The organism is Fervidicola ferrireducens, assembly GCF_001562425.1.
Classification (GTDB): Bacteria; Bacillota; Thermosediminibacteria; order Thermosediminibacterales; family Thermosediminibacteraceae; genus Fervidicola; species Fervidicola ferrireducens.
The window spans coordinates 47231-65620 of the sequence record NZ_LOED01000011.1 but is presented as its reverse complement, the minus strand read 5'-3'; the positions used below and the strand labels follow the sequence as shown (position 1 = coordinate 65620).

Below are 18390 nucleotides of genomic sequence, written 5' to 3'. Positions count from 1 at the left end.
CGCGAAACGTTTGTAAATGTTAGAGCGAGGGGGTCCGTGTATCCCCTCAATAAATTGAGGGGGATTACTGCCCCCTCGCTCTCCCCCATTTCTCTAAAACTTCATCGAGACTCTGTCTCACCTTCTTCCTAGTCATTTCCACAAGGCCCAGGGACGTTATCCCGAGAATATGGGTCCTGGTTCTGTCTTTTTTGAGTTCCATCTCAAGGGTGTCGAGGACCATTTTTCTATGTTCCTGCGAATTCATATCTATGAAATCTATAATTATAATCCCCCCGATATCCCGCAACCTTATCTGCCTTGCTATTTCCCTGGCAGCTTCGAGGTTGGTCTTCAAAACGGTATCCTCCAGGTCCTTATTGCCTGTGAATTTCCCGGTATTAACGTCTATAGCCGTCAGGGCCTCGGTCCTGTCTATAACGATGTAACCACCTGATTTAAGCCACACCTTGCGCCGCAGGGCTTTTTCGATTTCCGATGCGATGTCGAAATATTGGAAAATACTTTCTTCGCCGTTATACAGGCTCACCCTCTCCTGCAAACCCGGAGCAATTACCGATACTATCTCGACAACCCTTTCATAAGCTTCTTTTGTATTAATGTAAAAACATGTCACCTCGGGCGTGAATACATCCCTCACTATCCGCTCTATGAGGTCCATATCCTTGTAAATCAGCCTAGGGGCACCGGAAGTTTGCCCTTTCTTCTGGATCTCTTCCCATAAGCTTTTCAAATAATACATTTCAGCCTTTATTTCGTCTTCTCCAATGTTCTCAGCGGCCGTTCTCACAATAACCCCCATGCGACAAGGGCGCAATTCCTCGGCCAAAGCTTTTAAACGGGCCCTTTCCTCCTCTCTTTCTATTCGCCTTGATATCCCTACATAATCGAGCCTGGGCATAAGGACCAGGTACCGACCGGCCAGAGTTATATTTGTTGAAACCCTGGCCCCTTTCGAACCAATGGGCTCTTTTACTACCTGCACCAGTATCTCCTGCCCGGGCCTTAATATATCCTGTATGGAAAGTTTTTCTGCATACCCACCCGAATGTTCATCGGAAAAACCCAGCGATTCCAGGTTAACATCGCCCACATATAAAAAGGCATTCTTTTCCAGGCCTATGTCCACAAAAGCAGCCTGCATACCCGGAAGGACGTTAGCCACTTTGCCCTTGTAAATATTTCCGGCCAAGTGACCATTTATGCTTCGTTCCACAAAAAATTCCACCAGTTTTCCGTCCTCCAAAATCCCCACCATCACCTCATCTTTTCCCACATCAGCAACTATCTCTTTTTTCATGGACATTCATCTCCCTTGCGGAACCTAAAGAGGAAGAATTTTCCTGCCTCTGTCGAAAACAAACAGCTCGTCCTTATTAACGCACAGCACATTAAGAGAAGGGACGTGCTCCCTTAACGCATCAATCACCATAAACGGAGTTACACTTGCATCCTGCCCGGCGGCAAGTTCCATCTTGAGCGTGAACCTGTCGTTTTCAGCGGTGTTTATTTTTATCCCGTAAATTCCGGAGGCGATATTCACCTCTTTCTCTTTTCCTTTAGATTTTTTGACCATTTTTATTTCGGTTGAAGAAAGGATTTTTCCGATTGCCTCTTCCAGGGCTTCTCTCGAAGCACCTCCCAGGCCTACAACGACCGTATAAAGCGCCCTGTTAACCGATGAAAGGGGCAGTTTGCCTTCGGCATCTCCTACTTTTAACAGGGCAATGCCGGGTGGCAGTGTTGAGTTCAAGCTGTCATAAATTTCTTCCAAAGCAAGTTCTTTCGTGAATTCCACGTCCACGTATTCCGCATCGCTGGTAATCCCGACCGGCATGGCCGGGGTAAAACTCATCTTAGGCCGGGGGTTAAAGCCCTCCGTAAATTTTAGGGGGAGCCTGGCCCTTCTCATGGCCCGTTCCAGAGCCCTCATCATATCGAGGTGGGATATAAATTTTACCTCCCGGCCTTTTCTAATCCTCATTCTTAACTTCACATCGAATCCCGCCTTTTATTTTGATTATCCCGCACCCGTGGCACCTGTCGAACCGACAGTCGGGGGTCGGCTGTGCCATCTTCGCTTTCTTCAGCTCCCTCAAAAGGAAGTGTCTATCTATTCCCGGATCTATGACCTCCCAGGGGAAAAATTCCCCTTCAGGGCGCGGCCTATTGGCGTAAAATCCGGGGTCTAACCCCGCTTCGCTGAAAGCCTCCATCCACTTTGAAAAAGCAAACATATCGCTCCAGCCGTCAAACCTGCACCCCTTTTCGCGGGCTTTCTTGAGCACTAAATTCAGTCGCCGGTCTCCTCTTGAAAACACCGCCTCCAGGAAACTCAGCCGGCCATCGTGCCAGTTGTAAATTATATGCGGATTTTTAAGCTTTTTCTTTAAAAATTTCTGGCGTTCGTTTATCTCTTCTAAAGTAATCTGTGCCTCCCACTGAAATGGAGTAAAGGGCTTAGGCACAAAAGTAGAGGTGCTCACGGTAACCCTGAGTCCTTTGCTCTTCCCTTTTACCTCGCGGTAAACATCCACCACTTCATGAGCAAGGTCTACAATCCCTTCTAAATCCTCGTAAGTTTCCGTCGGAAGTCCTATCATGAAATAAAGTTTAACCGAGTTCCAGCCGGCCTCAAAAGCTCCCCTCACCGAGTTCAGCAAGTCCTCTTCCGTAACGCCCTTGTTAATGACGTCTCTAAGTCTCTGGGTACCGGCTTCGGGAGCAAAGGTAAGCCCGCTTTTTTTAATCTCCATTATCCTGCGGGCCAAATCCAGCGTGAACGAATCGATGCGAAGCGACGGCAGCGAAAGGCCGACCCTGCGGTCTTTGAACTCGGCTGTTAATATTTCTACAAGCCTTTTCAAATCCGAGTAATCGCTGGTGCTAAGCGAAGCTAACGAAATTTCTTCATAACCAGTGGCATCTATCATTTCCCGGGCAATGTCCGCCAATTTTTCCGCCGATTTTTCCCTAACGGGCCTGTATATCATCCCCGCCTGGCAAAAGCGGCAGCCTCTTGTACATCCTCTGAATATTTCCAGCACCGCCCTGTCGTGGACGATGTCCGTATAAGGGACAATCAGTTTCGTGGGATAATATACGCTATCGAGGTCCTCAATAAAGCGTTTTTTCACCCTTTCGGGAACACCCTCTTTTCTGGGTAAGATCTCCCTCACTGTCCCGTCTTCGTTGTACGTCACCCGGTAAAGGGACGGAACGTAAATTCCGGGGATTTGGGTAGCCCTTTCCAAAAACTCACTTCTTTTAGCCGAGCATTCTTTCCAATCTATATAAAGGTCCACCAGTTCCAGAATAGACTCTTCAGCTTCACCTATGACGAAAAGGTCGATAATTTCGGCAAGGGGCTCCGGGTTGTAAGCGCAGGGCCCTCCCGCAATCACTACTGGGTCGTCATCCTTACGTTCCGATGAAAAAATAGGGACCCCCGAAAGCTCCAGCATATTCACCACGTTGCTGTAGCTCATCTCGTACTGCAGGGAAAAACCGATCATGTCGAATTCCGAAAGGGGGGTCTTGCTTTCGAGACTAAAAAGAGGAATTTTCTTTTGTCTCAGTATATCCTCCATATCAACCCACGGCGCAAATACCCTCTCCGCGTAGACATCTTCTCGTTCGTTCAAAAGGTGGTACAAAATCCTGAGCCCCAGATGGGACATACCTACCTCGTATACGTCGGGAAATGCCAGGGCAATATGGACCTTGATCCCGTTTTTGTCCTTCTTCACGCTGTTTAACTCATTGCCTACGTACCTTGTGGGTTTCGAAACTTTTGGCAGAATTTCGTCGAGAATATTTTCTATCTCCAAGGCTTGCATCCTCCTCGTCGCTTTGTGCCTTTTATATTATAACAGGTCTTCCACCTTTATATCCAATCCTTTTTCTATAATAGTGTCAAATATTTCCGTTTCGGTCAAGCACTTTTTCAGCCTGCAGCTATTGTCTACAACGTAGACGAGGTAAAAACTCTGTGGGTTTAAACGAAAGAGAACCTGCTTTACCGGCATTTTGACAAAAGCTACTATGGCCTGAACCGGCAATAGCCCTTTTTCGATTAGATTTTCCTTTTTATGTGCCATATAGCTCATAAACATAAGGGGAGCCTGTTTTTCCTCCTCACCGGCCGCCCAGAAAAGAAAAATTCCCGTCACCACCAGCACCGGACTTAAACTAGAATTGGCGGCCATAGCCAAAAATAAAGCCCATAAAAAAAACGCCAAAACCTTTCCCGCCCTCGCCGCCATGCGTACCGCTTTTATAAAACTCACCATCTGACTCAGCCACAACATGAATATCTTCCCACCATCTAGAGGTAGAGCCGGCAACAGGTTGAAAAGTCCTAAAGTAAGCTGGTACCTTATAAAAAGATGCACCGTATCATAAGGTATAAGCCCATGATAGGCCAGAGATATGAAAACCGCGGCCAAAAACAAGTTTCCCGCAGGCCCTGCGAGGACAACGATCACCTCGCCTTCGCGGGAGTATTGGTAAAACCCTTTAATACTTATCCTCCCACCGAAAGGCAAAAGTTCCAGTTCATCCACTTCTATGCCAAGCGTTCGGGCTGCCAAAACGTGAGAAATTTCATGAACCAGGATGGCCAACATAGCAGCTATAACCTCTTCATAAAGCCCTCCCACAAAACCCGCGGCTATTATTACGATAAATAAAAAATGAAGTCTTACCTTCACTCCGTAAATTAAAAAAACCATAGGTCTCCCCCTAAGGCTTTTCGGAAATTTCCAGCCATTTTTCCGGATCTTGTGCCATTCCTTTTTCCCATATTTCAAAGTGAAGGTGAGGATTTTCGGCAAGCCCGGTTTTGCCGACCGTTCCTATAATCTGCCCCTGAGATACTCTGTCGCCGGTCTTTACGTAGACGTCTTTAAGATGGGCGTATACCGTCACCACGTCGCCCTCGTGTCTTATTTTTACCAGCCGGCCGAGCTCCGCATCTTCCGCCGCCTGTATCACCGTCCCACTCGCCGCGGCTTTAACGGGTGTTCCCTCGAGTTCCTCTATGTCAATTCCGTTGTGCATTCGTTCCACTTTCAGGAGGGGATGAAATCTTCGTCCAAACCCCGAAGTTACCTTCCCGGTCAAAGGGGGAATGAATCCTCTCGAAGGCAAAGAAGAAGTCTCCTTCTCGAAAACACTTTTTAAGGCGGGTATATCCCTTATGAATTTCTGGTTTTTTATTCCGTCCAAAAACTTTGCAAGGTCCATTTCGTAAGTTATCGCCCGATGAACCCTTGTAATTATTGCGGAGGTCTGCGGTAAATCAATTTTTTTTAGAAAAAGCATAACGCACAGTATGGCAAGAGCAATCATCACCTTTTGAAGGTTCACAAAGCGGTTTATGCTCCTTTCATCCGAACTCGCATAATATTGGGAATACGGATCGGGTTCTCTCCGCCACCACATCGGTTTCCCCTCCCGAATGAATCTTCGATATATATCTATGGCCGGCGAGGCTCGTTTATTACATAAACAAAGACAAAAGGCCGGGGAAAAATTTCCCCGGCCATCAAAAAAGAATCTTCTGTCTTCGCATCCCTATTCCCAGTACCAGGCCTACAGCCATCATGTTCATCAAAAACGAACTCCCGCCATAACTCATGAACGGAAGGGGTATCCCCGTGACGGGCATGAGTCCCATCGTCATGCCCACGTTTACCATTATCTGAAATATCCACATCGTCGCCACGCCGGCCGCCATATAAGTTCCGAGGTTGTCCCGCGATTTGAAAGCTATCTGTATTGTAAGGTATACCAGGGCGAAAAATAGCGATAAAAGAAGCATCCCGCCGACAAATCCCAGTTCTTCCGCTAGCACAGCAAAAATGAAGTCGGTCTGCTGCTCCGGTATAAAATCCAGCTGGTTCTGCGTCCCTTTGAAAAGGCCCTTCCCCAAAAATCTGCCGGAACCAATGGCGATTTTGGACTGAATCACGTGGTATCCGAATCCCAAAGGGTCCAGATTGGGATTTATAAAAATCAAAAGCCTCATTTTCTGGTAATCGTGCAGAAAATGCCACAATACCGGGAATGCGGCCACTCCTGCCGCCACAGTTCCCAATATAAGCTTGGTGCTGACCCCTGCTACGAACATCATGCCGAACATTATCGCTATCAACACCAGGGATGTCCCCAGGTCTGGCTGTTTTACTATGAGCAGCATCGGTATTCCGACGTGGACGAATACCTGAATTAGATCCTTTAAACTGACAACCTTCTTTTTATCCAAAAACCTCGCCAGCGTAATTATAACTGCAAGCTTGCTGAATTCGGAAGGTTGAAAGCTAAAAGGTCCTATGTCTATCCACCGCTGAGCGCCCATCGTCGTTCTTCCCAGAAACAGCACAATTACGAGCAGGGCCACATTGACCACATATATGGCGTTGGAAAACATTGCGATAGTATGGTAATCCACCACTATAAAAGACGCCATCACCACGAGTCCCAGGAGAAACCATATGAATTGCATTTTGGTATAATGGAAACTTCCCCCGGGGGCAGTCACATGGGTGGCGCTGCTGATGGTCAATATGCTGAGTGCTGCCAGCATCGTTATTACTATTATAATCCTGTAGTCCAGATTTTTTAAAAGCCTCGGATCCATAGCGAGCCTCCCCCAGAGAATCCACTATCCATTATACCATATCTTAAACCACCCTTGAAAGCCATCCGCCATCCGGTTAGCCATGTATATTTTTCCACGAGAGCTCCACCGAATCCCCGTTTTCAAGAGCAGTGGTCAAAGTTGCCGGCATGCCGTTTACCTTTATGTCCAGGTAGCCCCTGAATCCCTCTAAATCGAAATCTATTATATTAAAAATATCGTTCACGATGAGGTCGGGCTTTCTTATTTCCACCGACGAATCGGGGGGTATCTCATCGTCGTAACCGGCACTTTTGCCATTGATGAATACGCGCGGTTCTACCGGAATTTTTCTGCCGTTGACGAATATAAAAATCCTGTCTTCATCTTTTATAAAATCCTTTATCCGCGCCCTGCCGGGTGCCCCGGGCTTTGCTTCTTCGATTTCTATTCTCGCACCGTCTTTTACTCGATCATCGAGGCCCGCTGCACGCCCGTCCACCCTAATTGCAGCGGGCACCCCGAGTTTTCCCGGCACCACCTTTAATTTTCCGTTGAGTTCGAAAGTCAGAGCAGGACCGGGGAGGCCCAAAATTCGAGAGGAAGGATATCCGGCCTGCATTAAAACCTGAAAAACGGTGGGTTCGTCCTTACCCAGCACGTGAACCATTTCGCCGTTTACCCAAACCCTGAGGAAGGAAAGGGTCGTCCCTTCTATCGCATTGACCCCTATCCCCACAGGCGTTATGGCAAAAGGTCCCGATAAGTCGGCCCCACCACCTTTGATAAAGTTTATGGACTTTAGGTTCTTCACCCCTACCCTTTCTTTTGGAATCTCCAGGTTTGCCGCGATAGCTTCCTGAAGCCCCGGCAGCAAACTCCCTCCTCCTATGCAGATTACCGCCGCCGGGGGTTTTCCGTTGAGCTCTAAAATCTTCCCCGCTATTTGGGCCGAGAGGTCCCACACCGCATCTTTTATCGCTTCCATTACTTGCCTCGTTTCCACGCGCCTTTCAATCCCCAACACATCCGTGAATTCTACGAAGGTACTGTTTAAAAGCTGCCTTTTTACCCTTTCCCCTTCCTGAAAGTCCAAAAGAAATGCTTCGCATATTTTTTCCGTTATCTCATCTCCAGCCGTAGGAACCATCCCGTAGGCAAAGATGCTCCCGTCCTTCGAAATGGCTATGTCCGAGGTACCCGCACCTATATCAACCAGGGCGATATTGAGCTTCCTCATGCTGGGAGGGACCGCGATGCTGCTTGCAGCAATGGGCTCCAAAGTTATGCTTTCCAATTCCAAGCCGCACCTTTTCAAAACGGAAATGAGGCCTTCGACCACCGAACGCGGAAGGAAGGTTGCCACGATGTCTACGGCGGCGCTCCTCCCTTTCTGACCCACGAGATTTTCTATCGGTTCACCTTCTAAGTACCATCTGACCACGCTGTATCCCACGCAATGATACTCAAGGAATCCTTCTTTAGCGCTTTTCCCCGAAACCGCTTCAATAGCCTTTTCCAAAGCCTCAACCGTCAGGCTTCTTATATCGTCTCCGTCTACTTCCCTATAAGGAGAGAGCCTTTTTTCAGCCCTGGTTTCTATCGTAGCCAGGGTCCTCCCGGCTGCAGCCACCGCCGCCTTTTTCAATTCGTAACCCAACCTGCTCTCTAGCGATTCTTTTAACCGCCGAACGCCATCGGCCACAAGTTCCACGTCATGCACCTGTCCGTCGTACATCGCTCTCGTTTCGTGCTCCAAAACTTCGTAGTCCTTTATTGAAAATTCTCTCCCGCTTTTGCACAGAACGAGCCCGACTATGGTCCTCGTCCCTATATCGAGGGCAAAAACTTCTCCACTCATTTACGAAAAGATTTCCTCCTTTTTTAAGCGCGGGCAACGTGCTTTATCCTCTTTATGGGTATGTTGGCAACCAAAGCGGGCACGGTCGCATCTTCGTCCTTTTTCATTCTCGTCAGCTTTATTTCCAGCCCTTCTTCTTCTATATCGACGTAGTCCGAAATAATGTTGATTATCTGGCTCTTTATCATTTCGAGGAATTGCGGTGAAACGTTGGCCCTGTCATGCACCAGGATGAGTCTTAATCTTTCTTTTGCTATATCTTTACTCGAAACATCATCCCGACCAAAAAGTCTCAGAAAATCCATCGCTCATGCCCCCTTTATTTTCTCGCCCTAAGGCCGAAAAGCATTTTAATCCTTTCCATTAAAGTAGGCTCCACATCCAGGGACATTAGGGGTACGTTTTCCCCTTCCAACCGGCGGGTTACATTCCTGTAGGCTTGCCCAGCTTTCGAACTTTCGTCTGCCACTGCGGGCTCACCCCGGTTGGTGGAAATCACGATCCTCTCGTCTTCGGGAATGACTCCCAAAAGGTCGATAGCGAGTATATCTATGATGTCGTCAATATCCATCATGTCGCCGCGTTTTACCATATCGGGCCTTATGCGGTTAATTATCAGCTGAGGTTCTTCAAAGCCTGCAGCCTCAAGAAGTCCTATGACTCTGTCGGCGTCGCGAACGGCAGAGACTTCCGGCGTCGTAACTATAATGGCTTTCTCCGCCCCGGCTATTGCATTTTTAAAACCTTGCTCAATACCTGCAGGACAATCCACCAGCACATAATCGAATTCTTCCTTCAGTTGGTCGCACAAATTTTTCATCTGCTCCGGCGAAACCGCCGTTTTGTCCTTCGTCTGGGCAGCAGGCAAAAGGTAGAGGTTTTCAAAGCGCTTGTCTCTTATGAGAGCCTGTTTTAGCCTGCACACACCTTGTACCACATCGACGAGATCGTACACGATGCGGTTTTCCAATCCCATAACCACATCCAGATTCCTAAGTCCAATGTCAGCATCGATCATCACTACCTTCCTGTGCTTTAAAAGAGCAAGACCCGTCCCTATGTTGGCAGTCGTGGTGGTTTTCCCCACGCCTCCTTTCCCAGAAGTAATTACAATTACCTGACCCATTGCTTCCCCTCCTGTCAATCATAAACCGTCTTTAATGTAAATAATAGGGTTCGATAACTATGACACCGTCTTTCAAACGGGCCACTTCCGGCACCTGGGGAACGGCACTTTTCCCCTCCGGTGGCCTTGCAATCACGCCGGCTATCCTGAGCTGAGTAGGCTGCAACCTGTACGCCGCTACTATCGAGTTTGCATCTCCTTCCGCTCCTGCATGGGCCATACCCCGCAGCGCCCCGAAAACCAGGATATCCCCTTTTGCTATTACTTCGCTTCCCGGATTTACGTCGCCTATTACGACCACATTGCCGCCATACGAAATCCTCTGTCCCGAGCGCAGGGTTTTTTTCAAAATTAGGGTTTCTGGCAGCGGGGGAGTCGGAAAAGGAATGGTATAAAGCGGATGGTCTTTCTTAAGATTTAAGCCGTATTCCTTCAACATCGTTTCCAGCTGTTCCATCTCTTCCTGGCTTATGTGCCCTTCTTTGACTAACAGGCGCGCCTCGCCACCTTTGAAAAAGTCGCCTCCCTTTTGGAGTTTTTCAAGGATGGTATTCCTTATGGTTTCAAAATCCGAACGGCGGCGCAATATTATTGAAATTCCATCTCTTGTACCTTTTATTACCACCATCTTTTGACTCATCGAAGTTCCCTCCGCAGCTTCGTCTTTTATCAATATTCTTCAAAAAAAAGCCAATTCCTGCTTGTTAAAACAAAAAAACCAGAATCTTACAGATTCTGGTTCATTCCCCAACTTCCTGATGTGCCGTCTCTTTTTCACCGTCATCTTCCAAATCCAGATTAAAATAGGCACTCAATACGGCCTTAGCCACGGGACCCCCCGTGGTTCCCCCAGACCCGGCCTGCTCTATGAATACCACAACAGCCACCTCGGGGTCCTCAAAAGGTGCGAAAGCCACAAACCAGCCGTGAGGCGTCTTTTTTACATCCCACTGGGCTGTTCCAGTTTTCGCTCCGATAGCAACGGGGAAATCAGCAAAAACCGAGTAAGCCGTCCCTCCCGGCAGCACGACCCCCCTCATACCCCTTTTTATGATTTCAAAAGTCTTCTTCGACACCTGAACTTTACCCGCAACCTCGGGTTTCCTCTCATAAATCACATTTCCTTTTGAGTCCACAATGCTTTTCACAAGGTATGGCTTCATCCAGTAACCCTCATTGGCAATGGCAGAAATATAAGTCGCTATTTGAAGGGGCGTGTACTGGTGGTAACCCTGACCTATCGCCGCATCCAGGGTTTCGGCAGGATACCATATCTTGTCCTCGGCTCTATTGAAGACCTTTTGCTTGTATTCCCTGCTTGCCACGTTTCCCGCTTTTTCACCGGGAAGTTCTATGCCGGTCGGTTTCCCCAAGCCGTACATTCTCGCGTATTTTTCTATGGTATCGATGCCGAGCCTCCTTCCCATTTCGTAAAAATAAATGTTGCAGGATTCGGCAATGGCCTTTACCATGTCGACGATGCCGTGCCCTCCGGGTTTCCAGTCTTTTTTCGGCGCTATCGTCCAGTATACTCCCCGGTCGCGAATCTTCTCATTTTCATCGGTCACCTTTTCCTCCAACGCTGCTGTGGCCGTGACCATTTTAAAAACCGAACCGGGCGGGTATACTTCCGATATAGCTATATTTAACATGGGCCTCAAGGGGTTGTTGGCCAGGCTTTCCCACTCCTTCTGGGTTATCCCCCTAGCAAACATGTTGGGGTCAAAGCTGGGGTAGCTGGCCATGGCCAGCACTTCTCCCGTTTTGACATTCAATACCACAACGGCCCCTCTTTTGGCGTTGGGCAGTGGATTTCTTTTGTTCGTCTGAAGCTTTTTAAGCTGTTCCTCCAGAGCCTTTTCCGCCACTTGCTGCAGTTTCAGGTCGATGGTGAGATTAACCGTGGCCCCCGGAGTCGCCGGTTTTTCTCCGAGGGTGCGTATGGGTTTTCCCGTCGCCGTTACCTCCACCTGCCGGCCCCCATCCTCGCCTTTTAAATACGGCTCCAATACCTTTTCCAGCCCCATCTTGCCCACCAGATCCCCGGGCCGGTACCCCTTATCCCTGAGGGCTTTCAGCTCTTCCTGATTTATTTCTCCCACGTAACCGAAGACGTGGGCTGCCAGACTTCCGTAGATGTAATTCCTTATAGGTTCCACTTCGATATAAACGCCAGGAAGCCGTCTTTCCTCGATTTTGGCCACCGTCTCCATGTCTACGTTGGTCTTCAGCCTGACCGGCATGTACTTTTTATATCCCAGGTCCCTTATTTTATTCTTCAGGGTGTGATAAGAGTATGAAACGAGCACCGTCGCATCTTTAGGGGCATCGAGAATTACCTTGCCGGTGGAGACCTCGATGCTCTTTATGCCGACGCCTTTCTGTGTTCTTTCGTCAATCACTTCAATGTCGCCCGCATCCACCTTTCCGTCGCCGTTTACGTCATGCAGCGGGAGCTTTTCCAAAACTATTTCTCCATTTTCACCCACAGTGTACTTTTCTTTTACCACATGGGTGATTTCGGGGATGTTTAAAATCTCACTCAATACTTTGAATACCCTTTCCTGTTCTTCAGGGGTTGAATTTACGTTCATGTAAGAAACAGTATAGCTCGGTTTGCTGTTAACCAGTTCATTCCCGTTTCTGTCTTTAAAAACTCCTCTCGGCGCCGTGACAGGCACTATCCTGATTCTATTTTCCTGAGCGAGTTTTTCGTACTCAACACCGTGGACTATCTGGAGCATGAACAGGCCTATGCTTAGAAAAAGGAAAACTCCCACCGCAACCCACGTGAATATGTGCAACCTTTTCTCCATTTTCTTAACATCCACGGCAATTCTCCCCTGGATTTAATATTTCGTCTCAAAATAAAAATTCAGAAATTTTTCCAACCTCATAACAGCCGCGTACATAAAAGGAGCTATCAGCGCGTTATAAAAGGCCGAAGATACCGCTTTCGGCACCAAAAGGCCGGTGGTGTACCCGGGGACGAAAACCCAGCACGCTACCAAAAATATCAGATTGTAAAGCAGCGTCCCAACGAAAACAAAGCCCATGGTCAACGCCACGGGACCTTTAAATAAATCTCTCGTTCCGTAACCTACCACATAACCGGTCAGGAACTTTATCAGTGCGTTAAATCCGAGAAAATTTCCGTAAACTATATCCTCGAGAAGTCCTATTGTAAGGCCGTATACGGCTCCCGCATTCTCTCCCTTAATTAACGCCACGCAAAGCACCAATACCAGTACGAAATCGGGTTTAATGGTGCCGATTTGAAAAAGCACCCCCAGGGTGGACTGGGCTGCCATCAGCAAAACAGCTATCGCGAAATAGGCAAGTACTCTCAAGCCGCTATTCACCCCCCGGCACGGCCCTTTGCCCTTTGATGACGAAAACTTCTTCCAACTTTTGAAAATCCACCGCCGGCTTTACGATTGCGTACTGGGTCAAATTATCCGATTCTTTTTTTACTTCCACTACTTCTCCTATCAATATACCCTTGGGCACTATGCCTCCCAAACCAGAGGATATGACCACATCCCCTTTCACGATGCGGGCGTCGGCCGGCAAAAAAACCATTTTGGCGCACCCGGGCGGAGCCGGTGCGATATTGCCCTTGAGAATGCCGTTATCCCTTGTCCTCTGTATCATCGCGCTCACCGACATTCTGTTGTCCAAAAGCATGAGCACCTTAGCCCAATCATCCCCCACGTCCATCGTGTATCCTACCAGGCCCCTTTCGGTAACGACGGCCATATTTTCCGTTACACCGTTTTTCCTCCCTTTATCGATGATTATTACGTTAAACCAGTTGCCGGGGTCCCTACCTATTACTTCAGCAGCCACCATATCGTACTGAGAATTTTTTTCCCTGAATTCCAGCATCCTTCGAAGCCTTGCATTTTCTGCGCTGTATTCCAGAAATTTGTGTTTGTATTCCAAAAGCTCTTGTAGCTCTTCCTTTAAAGCCTCGTTTTCCCTTTTAAGGTAAAACAGCTGGGAAACCGAAGTCACGGTTTCCCTCACCCTGTGAGATATCCATGAAAAAGCTTCATGAACGGGTTTCACCACGAAAATCACGGGATGCTCCAGCACACCGAATAAAGACCTGTTGTGCACCGTAGCATTTACTGCAAAGCTCAGGGCAACCACTATCAATATCAGAAAAAAAGCTTTTTTATATCTCCTAAGGTGCAGCAAAAAGCACCACACCCTTTAAACAACTTTTTTCGATAAGACCTGCACGCGCTTTAAAAGGTCCAGTTCCTCAAGGGCTTTTCCCGTTCCTAGCGCCACACAGTCCATGGGATTTTCGGCAATATGAACCGGCATTCCCGTTTCGTGGTTTACCAGCTTGTCAAGGCCGTAAAGCAGCGCACCGCCGCCCGTCATGACGATTCCTCGGTCCATTATATCCGCGGCAAGTTCGGGAGGACTTTTTTCAAGCGTGACCTTTATCGCGTCCAAAATGCTGTTTACTGGTTCCGCCAGGGCCTCCCTTATCTCCTCGGAGTTCACCTTTATCGTCTTTGGAAGGCCCGTCACCAGGTCTCTTCCCCTTACCTCCATGGTCTCTTCTTTGGGTTTGGGAAAAGCAGACCCAATTGTTATTTTGATTTCTTCCGCGGTTCGCTCACCTATCATGAGGTTGTATTCTTTTTTGATGTAGTTTACTATTGCTTCATCCATCTCGTCTCCGCCCACACGGATGGACTTGCTGGTCACAATGCCTCCAAGGGATATGATGGCAACTTCCGTAGTGCCGCCGCCGATGTCCACTACCATATTGCCTGTGGGCTCCTGCACCTCGAGCCCCGCTCCTATGGCCGCCGCCATGGGTTCTTCGATGAGATATGCTTCCCGGGCTCCTGCCTGCAGCGTTGCGTCTATGACGGCCCTCTTTTCCACTTCGGTAACACCGGAAGGTATACCGACTACCACGCGGGGTTTCACGAAGCTCCTCGTCTTTAAGGCTTTCGAGATGAAATGCTTCAACATTGCCTGGGTTATATCGAAATCAGCAATTACGCCGTCTTTCAGCGGGCGTATGGCCACTATGTTTCCGGGGGTTCTACCTATCATGTGTTTTGCCTCTTCGCCCACCGCTAAAATGGCTCCCGTATCCCGCTGAATAGCAACCACCGACGGCTCTCTAAGCACTATCCCTTTTCCCTTCACATGCACGAGCGTGTTGGCCGTGCCAAGGTCTATTCCTATATCTTTCGAAAGAGCTTTGAAAAGTCCAAACATGTACTGCTACTCCTTTCCACTTTTGGTTGAATTTTTCTTTTTTAAAGAAGCCCCTTTTCTTTGAAACTAAGGTAATCCGGGTTGCCGAAAATTATGTGGTCCAACACGTCTATCCCGAGGATTCTGCCCGCCTCCACCAGCCGGCGAGTTATTTCCACATCTTCCCTGCTCGGCGTGGGATCTCCGCTAGGATGGTTGTGGACCAATATAACGGCCGCACTGCTCCTTTTTATGGCAGGCTTGAACACTTCTCTCGGGTGAACGATAGATGAATTAAGACTGCCTATCGAAATATTTTCCACCGATATGACGCGGTTTTTCACATTGAGCAGGACTATTTTGAAATGCTCCCTATCTAAAAAACGCATCTCTTCCATTAATAATTTTTTCACGTCAGCCGGTGAGGATATTACTATATCATCCTCCCTGAAACAGGATGAAATCCTGCGCCCCAATTCGACGGCCGCTTTAATCTGCACTGCTTTTGCAAGGCCGATTCCCTTAATTTTCGACAGCTCCTCGATGCTGGCTCCGGCCACAAATTCCAGCCCAGCTTTTCCGCCGTCGCCCTTTAAAACCCTTTGAGCCAGCACCAAGGCCGATTCGGCTCTGGTGCCGGTCCTTATCAGGAGGGCAAGAAGTTCCGCATCGCTCAAGGCAGCGGCCCCGTATTTTTGCATGCGTTCCCGCGGCCTTACCTCTCGGGGCAGGTCCTTTATCTTCAAAGATGACACGAAAATTCCTCCCGGTCAAAGAATTTTCACGCCAAAATGCGAAAGTACAAGGCTCAACCTGAAAAGCGGCAGTCCCACGATATTATAATAGCACCCTTCTATCTTCTCTACAAGCAATGCCCCTTTTCCTTGAATTCCGTAAGCCCCTGCTTTATCCATGGGTTCGCCGGTTCTTATATAATTTTCTATTTCAACCGAAGAAAGGTTTTTAAACTTCACCCGGCTCTCTTCATAGTCCGTAACTTTTTTTGAGGACGAACTGTCGATCACCGCGATGCCCGTAAAAACCCGGTGCCACCTGCCGCTGAGTCTTTCGAGCATCTTCCTTGCTTCCTCCTCATCCTTCGGCTTTCCCAAAATGCTATCGTCCAAAGCGACCACGGTATCGGCGGCTATTACTATGCCATCCTTCAGGCGACGCGCCACATCGATAGCTTTATTTTCGGCCAGTTTCACCGCTGCTACATCCGGTGCAACCCCGGGCGGCACTGTTTCATCGATGGAACTCGGGATGATTTCAAAATCGAGCCCAATCTGTTTTAAAAGCTTTTGCCTTCTTGGAGAAGCCGAAGCCAAAATCAACCTCGGACGAAAGTTACTGCACACCTGCGACTCATCTCCTCCTGTCAACCGTTTCCATAAGGCCGAGACTTCCGGAAAGCTTGTCCTTTGCAAAATTTGCCGCAAGCCCGGTGAAGACCCCCGTGAAAAGTCCCACCACCATTAAAAAAGGCAGGTAGGAATATAGTCCGAAGGTGGAAAGGATGACGCTTGCCACAGTCACCTGGGCAAAATTATGGGTTACGCTCCCTAATATGCTCACGCCGACGAGGCTGAAGACATTTTCAAAGTACTTAACGGCTATTCCCATTACCAGAGTACTTGATACTGCTCCCGAAAGGCTGTAAATCAGGCTTGACATCGAACCTCCCAAAAACGAACCTATGAAGCACCGCAAGATATTTACCTCCAACCCTTCTCTAGTTCCGTAAAGAACTATCGCCAGCAGAGAAATAATGTTGGCAAGGCCGAGCTTTGCGCCGGGCACGGGAAACGGTACCGGTATCATGCTCTCTACCATGTGGAGGGCAACTCCTCCGGCTACCAGCAACGACAGATATACTATTTTTTTGGTTTTAGCCATAAACATCATCCTCTAAATAATGCTTAAAAGCTCACGCCATCCAAGTCGCTCGTGGATTCCCGGTTTTCTATCTTTACAACGACTCTATTGGGAAGGCACACCAGCGTTTGTCCCGGACGGGACACCCAACCCTGCCGAATGCAATCCTTGTCAGGGCAGTCCGAAGATACCACCCTAACCCTGTCCCTGTCAATTTCAAGCACAACGTCACCGATAACTCCCGGTACCTTCAATTGCATTTTCGGGCCATCTTTTCCAAGAGTAATCTTTTGATATTCTTTTCCATTTATTTCTATAACAGCATAGGTTTTCCCGCCAGTGAAGCCGTAAATTTGAAATCCCGTAAAAATTGCAAAGGCTAACAAAAGTACCGTTGCAATTAAAATCTTATCGCCTTTGGTCAGCATAAATACCGCCTTCCTTCACATTATTTATAGTGTACCATATTTATTCGGAGCAAGACAAGTGGAAAATACCCCTAGTTTTAAAGCAATAAAAAAAGATTTTATGCCCCGAAAGGAGCATAAAATCCGAACCGTCAATTACCTTTCCACATCGTACCCCGCATCCTCGATGGCGGACGTAATTTGTTCAAGGGAAACTTTTGAAGGATCAAAGGAAACTTCCACTTTTCCTTCCTCAACCTTAGCCTCCACTTTCTCTATTCCGGGCAGGGCCTTCACCGCCGATTCGACGGCGTGTTTGCAGTGCATGCAGGACATGCCCGAAACCTTCAAAGTTATATCCAACATTTTCAATTCCCCCTTTGAGTTTTCTTTAGAAACCCTCTTTTTATTTTACCTTATTTTAATTATTTCTAACAGGGATTACATAATCAATTATACAATACAATATGTCAACTATTACTTTCATTTAGGTTGACATTTTCTGTAGCATATATTAAAATATCCTTAAAAATACCGGAGAAAGGAGTTAAGAACTCTATGAATAAAGGACTTTCGGCAGCGGATATGGTCCTTTGCTCTCTCTTTGCCGCGCTCACGGCGGTCTTCAGCTACATACGAATTCCCCTCCCTTTCAGTCCCGTTCCCATAACATTGCAGACGCTGGCTGTCATGCTGGCAGGAAGCCTTTTACCACCTAAAACTGCTTTTTTAAGCATGCTGGTGTATATACTTATGAGAGTTGCCGGGTTGCCATTTTTCGCCCCGGGTCCTGCCGGGTTTGGAGTACTGCTAGGTCCTACCGGCGGGTATATAATGAGCTGGCCTTTTGCGGCATATATAATAGCTTCTTTGCTCAAAAAAGGAAATCCAACTTTGACGAAGCTGTTACTTTCTAATATATTGGGAGGCATTGTCCTTGTCGACGCCGTGGGCACTTCGTACCTTGCATTCGTAACCGGTATGGATATGATTGCCGCTATAACCGCGGGGATGCTGCCTTTTATCCCCGGCGACATTGCAAAAGCAGTGCTTGTATCTCTCATCGCCTTTTCTTTGAGAAAAAATAATCTCTTTCAAAGGTTTTTGAATAATTAGCGAACTATTCGAGAACCTTCCAAGCAGGTTCTCTTTTTTTGTTTGACAACGCATCTAGCTAACTATATAATTAAAGTATAATTTTATCAGTTTACCCGGAATTATTTTGAGGGGTGGTGCTGTGATCCTCCCAAAGGAACAAATAACA

General features: G+C 47.8%; 20 protein-coding genes. 1 reads left to right on the top strand and 19 read right to left on the bottom strand.

Going from position 1 to position 18390, the window contains the following annotated elements; translation table 11 throughout:
- Positions 1 to 64: 64 nt before the first annotated feature.
- The 19 genes from AN618_RS05835 to copZ form a co-directional block, all read right to left on the bottom strand.
- Positions 65 to 1300 (bottom strand): Rne/Rng family ribonuclease, encoded by a 1236-nt coding sequence (locus tag AN618_RS05835; protein WP_066353101.1) that lies wholly within the window; start codon positions 1298 to 1300, stop codon positions 65 to 67.
- A 24-nt stretch (positions 1301 to 1324) separates the two neighbouring features.
- Positions 1325 to 1996, bottom strand: a complete 672-nt coding sequence (locus AN618_RS05830) for a TIGR03936 family radical SAM-associated protein (RefSeq protein ID WP_066353100.1) — start codon at positions 1994 to 1996, stop codon at positions 1325 to 1327.
- Entirely contained in the window at positions 1974 to 3839 is a 1866-nt protein-coding gene (locus AN618_RS05825) for a TIGR03960 family B12-binding radical SAM protein (protein ID WP_157081639.1), read from the bottom strand. Before AN618_RS05825 ends, AN618_RS05830 begins: the two co-directional genes overlap by 23 nt.
- A 27-nt stretch (positions 3840 to 3866) precedes the next feature.
- Positions 3867 to 4733: a site-2 protease family protein gene (locus AN618_RS05820; protein WP_066353097.1), complete on the bottom strand. Its 867-nt coding sequence runs from the start codon at positions 4731 to 4733 to the stop codon at positions 3867 to 3869.
- 10 nt (positions 4734 to 4743) lie between these two features.
- The gene (locus AN618_RS05815) at positions 4744 to 5445 is read right to left on the bottom strand and encodes a M23 family metallopeptidase (protein ID WP_066353094.1); all 702 of its coding nucleotides are present in this window, start codon (positions 5443 to 5445) and stop codon (positions 4744 to 4746) included.
- 103 nt (positions 5446 to 5548) lie between these two features.
- Positions 5549 to 6643, bottom strand: coding sequence for a rod shape-determining protein RodA (rodA, locus tag AN618_RS05810; RefSeq protein WP_066353090.1), 1095 nt, complete (start codon positions 6641 to 6643; stop codon positions 5549 to 5551).
- Positions 6644 to 6719: 76 nt separating this feature from the next.
- Positions 6720 to 8483 carry a cell division protein FtsA gene (locus AN618_RS05805; RefSeq protein ID WP_066353088.1) on the bottom strand — a complete coding sequence of 588 codons (1764 nt, stop codon included), beginning with the start codon at positions 8481 to 8483 and terminating at the stop codon, positions 6720 to 6722.
- A gap of 23 nt (positions 8484 to 8506) precedes the next feature.
- Positions 8507 to 8788, bottom strand: coding sequence for a cell division topological specificity factor MinE (gene minE / locus AN618_RS05800; protein ID WP_066353087.1), 282 nt, complete (start codon positions 8786 to 8788; stop codon positions 8507 to 8509).
- Between the two features lie 14 nt (positions 8789 to 8802).
- Positions 8803 to 9609 carry a septum site-determining protein MinD gene (gene minD, locus AN618_RS05795; RefSeq protein WP_066353086.1) on the bottom strand — a complete coding sequence of 269 codons (807 nt, stop codon included), beginning with the start codon at positions 9607 to 9609 and terminating at the stop codon, positions 8803 to 8805.
- 31 nt (positions 9610 to 9640) lie between these two features.
- On the bottom strand, positions 9641 to 10282 hold the full coding sequence (minC, locus tag AN618_RS05790) for a septum site-determining protein MinC (protein WP_245628420.1): 642 nt from the start codon (positions 10280 to 10282) through the stop codon (positions 9641 to 9643).
- A 67-nt stretch (positions 10283 to 10349) separates the two neighbouring features.
- Positions 10350 to 12440, bottom strand: coding sequence for a penicillin-binding protein 2 (gene mrdA / locus AN618_RS05785; RefSeq protein ID WP_066353084.1), 2091 nt, complete (start codon positions 12438 to 12440; stop codon positions 10350 to 10352).
- A gap of 18 nt (positions 12441 to 12458) precedes the next feature.
- Positions 12459 to 12971 (bottom strand): rod shape-determining protein MreD, encoded by a 513-nt coding sequence (gene mreD, locus AN618_RS05780; RefSeq protein WP_187694889.1) that lies wholly within the window; start codon positions 12969 to 12971, stop codon positions 12459 to 12461.
- Positions 12964 to 13812: a rod shape-determining protein MreC gene (gene mreC, locus AN618_RS05775; protein WP_066353079.1), complete on the bottom strand. Its 849-nt coding sequence runs from the start codon at positions 13810 to 13812 to the stop codon at positions 12964 to 12966. Before mreC ends, mreD begins: the two co-directional genes overlap by 8 nt.
- A 15-nt stretch (positions 13813 to 13827) precedes the next feature.
- Positions 13828 to 14862, bottom strand: a complete 1035-nt coding sequence (locus AN618_RS05770; RefSeq protein WP_066353075.1) for a rod shape-determining protein — start codon at positions 14860 to 14862, stop codon at positions 13828 to 13830.
- Between the two features lie 41 nt (positions 14863 to 14903).
- Positions 14904 to 15596, bottom strand: coding sequence for a RadC family protein (gene radC / locus AN618_RS05765; protein WP_083515078.1), 693 nt, complete (start codon positions 15594 to 15596; stop codon positions 14904 to 14906).
- A gap of 15 nt (positions 15597 to 15611) precedes the next feature.
- On the bottom strand, positions 15612 to 16202 hold the full coding sequence (locus tag AN618_RS05760; RefSeq protein WP_066353074.1) for a Maf family protein: 591 nt from the start codon (positions 16200 to 16202) through the stop codon (positions 15612 to 15614).
- A gap of 7 nt (positions 16203 to 16209) precedes the next feature.
- The gene (locus tag AN618_RS05755; protein ID WP_066353073.1) at positions 16210 to 16740 is read right to left on the bottom strand and encodes a Gx transporter family protein; all 531 of its coding nucleotides are present in this window, start codon (positions 16738 to 16740) and stop codon (positions 16210 to 16212) included.
- A gap of 23 nt (positions 16741 to 16763) precedes the next feature.
- Positions 16764 to 17147 (bottom strand): NusG domain II-containing protein, encoded by a 384-nt coding sequence (locus tag AN618_RS05750; RefSeq protein WP_066353072.1) that lies wholly within the window; start codon positions 17145 to 17147, stop codon positions 16764 to 16766.
- Positions 17148 to 17282: 135 nt separating this feature from the next.
- Complete coding sequence (copZ, locus tag AN618_RS05745; protein WP_066353070.1) at positions 17283 to 17492, bottom strand: copper chaperone CopZ; 210 nt, start codon at positions 17490 to 17492, stop codon at positions 17283 to 17285.
- Positions 17493 to 17684: 192 nt separating this feature from the next.
- Here copZ and AN618_RS05740 point away from each other — a divergent pair, with 192 nt between their 5' ends.
- The gene (locus tag AN618_RS05740) at positions 17685 to 18242 is read left to right on the top strand and encodes a biotin transporter BioY (protein ID WP_066353069.1); all 558 of its coding nucleotides are present in this window, start codon (positions 17685 to 17687) and stop codon (positions 18240 to 18242) included.
- The last annotated feature ends 148 nt before the right edge of the window (positions 18243 to 18390 follow it).

Bases quoted from the DNA above. Each gene is read 5' to 3' on its own strand.
- AN618_RS05835 (WP_066353101.1), bottom strand. From the start codon at position 1,300: ATGAAAAAAGAGATAGTTGCTGATGTGGGAAAAGATGAGGTGATGGTG.
- AN618_RS05825 (WP_157081639.1), bottom strand. From the start codon at position 3,839: ATGCAAGCCTTGGAGATAGAAAATATTCTCGACGAAATTCTGCCAAAA.
- AN618_RS05820 (WP_066353097.1), bottom strand. From the start codon at position 4,733: ATGGTTTTTTTAATTTACGGAGTGAAGGTAAGACTTCATTTTTTATTT.
- AN618_RS05815 (WP_066353094.1), bottom strand. From the start codon at position 5,445: ATGTGGTGGCGGAGAGAACCCGATCCGTATTCCCAATATTATGCGAGT.
- rodA (WP_066353090.1), bottom strand. From the start codon at position 6,643: ATGGATCCGAGGCTTTTAAAAAATCTGGACTACAGGATTATAATAGTA.
- AN618_RS05805 (WP_066353088.1), bottom strand. From the start codon at position 8,483: ATGAGTGGAGAAGTTTTTGCCCTCGATATAGGGACGAGGACCATAGTC.
- minE (WP_066353087.1), bottom strand. From the start codon at position 8,788: ATGGATTTTCTGAGACTTTTTGGTCGGGATGATGTTTCGAGTAAAGAT.
- minD (WP_066353086.1), bottom strand. From the start codon at position 9,609: ATGGGTCAGGTAATTGTAATTACTTCTGGGAAAGGAGGCGTGGGGAAA.
- AN618_RS05770 (WP_066353075.1), bottom strand. From the start codon at position 14,862: ATGTTTGGACTTTTCAAAGCTCTTTCGAAAGATATAGGAATAGACCTT.
- AN618_RS05755 (WP_066353073.1), bottom strand. From the start codon at position 16,740: ATGGCTAAAACCAAAAAAATAGTATATCTGTCGTTGCTGGTAGCCGGA.
- AN618_RS05750 (WP_066353072.1), bottom strand. From the start codon at position 17,147: ATGCTGACCAAAGGCGATAAGATTTTAATTGCAACGGTACTTTTGTTA.
- copZ (WP_066353070.1), bottom strand. From the start codon at position 17,492: ATGTTGGATATAACTTTGAAGGTTTCGGGCATGTCCTGCATGCACTGC.
- AN618_RS05740 (WP_066353069.1), top strand. From the start codon at position 17,685: ATGAATAAAGGACTTTCGGCAGCGGATATGGTCCTTTGCTCTCTCTTT.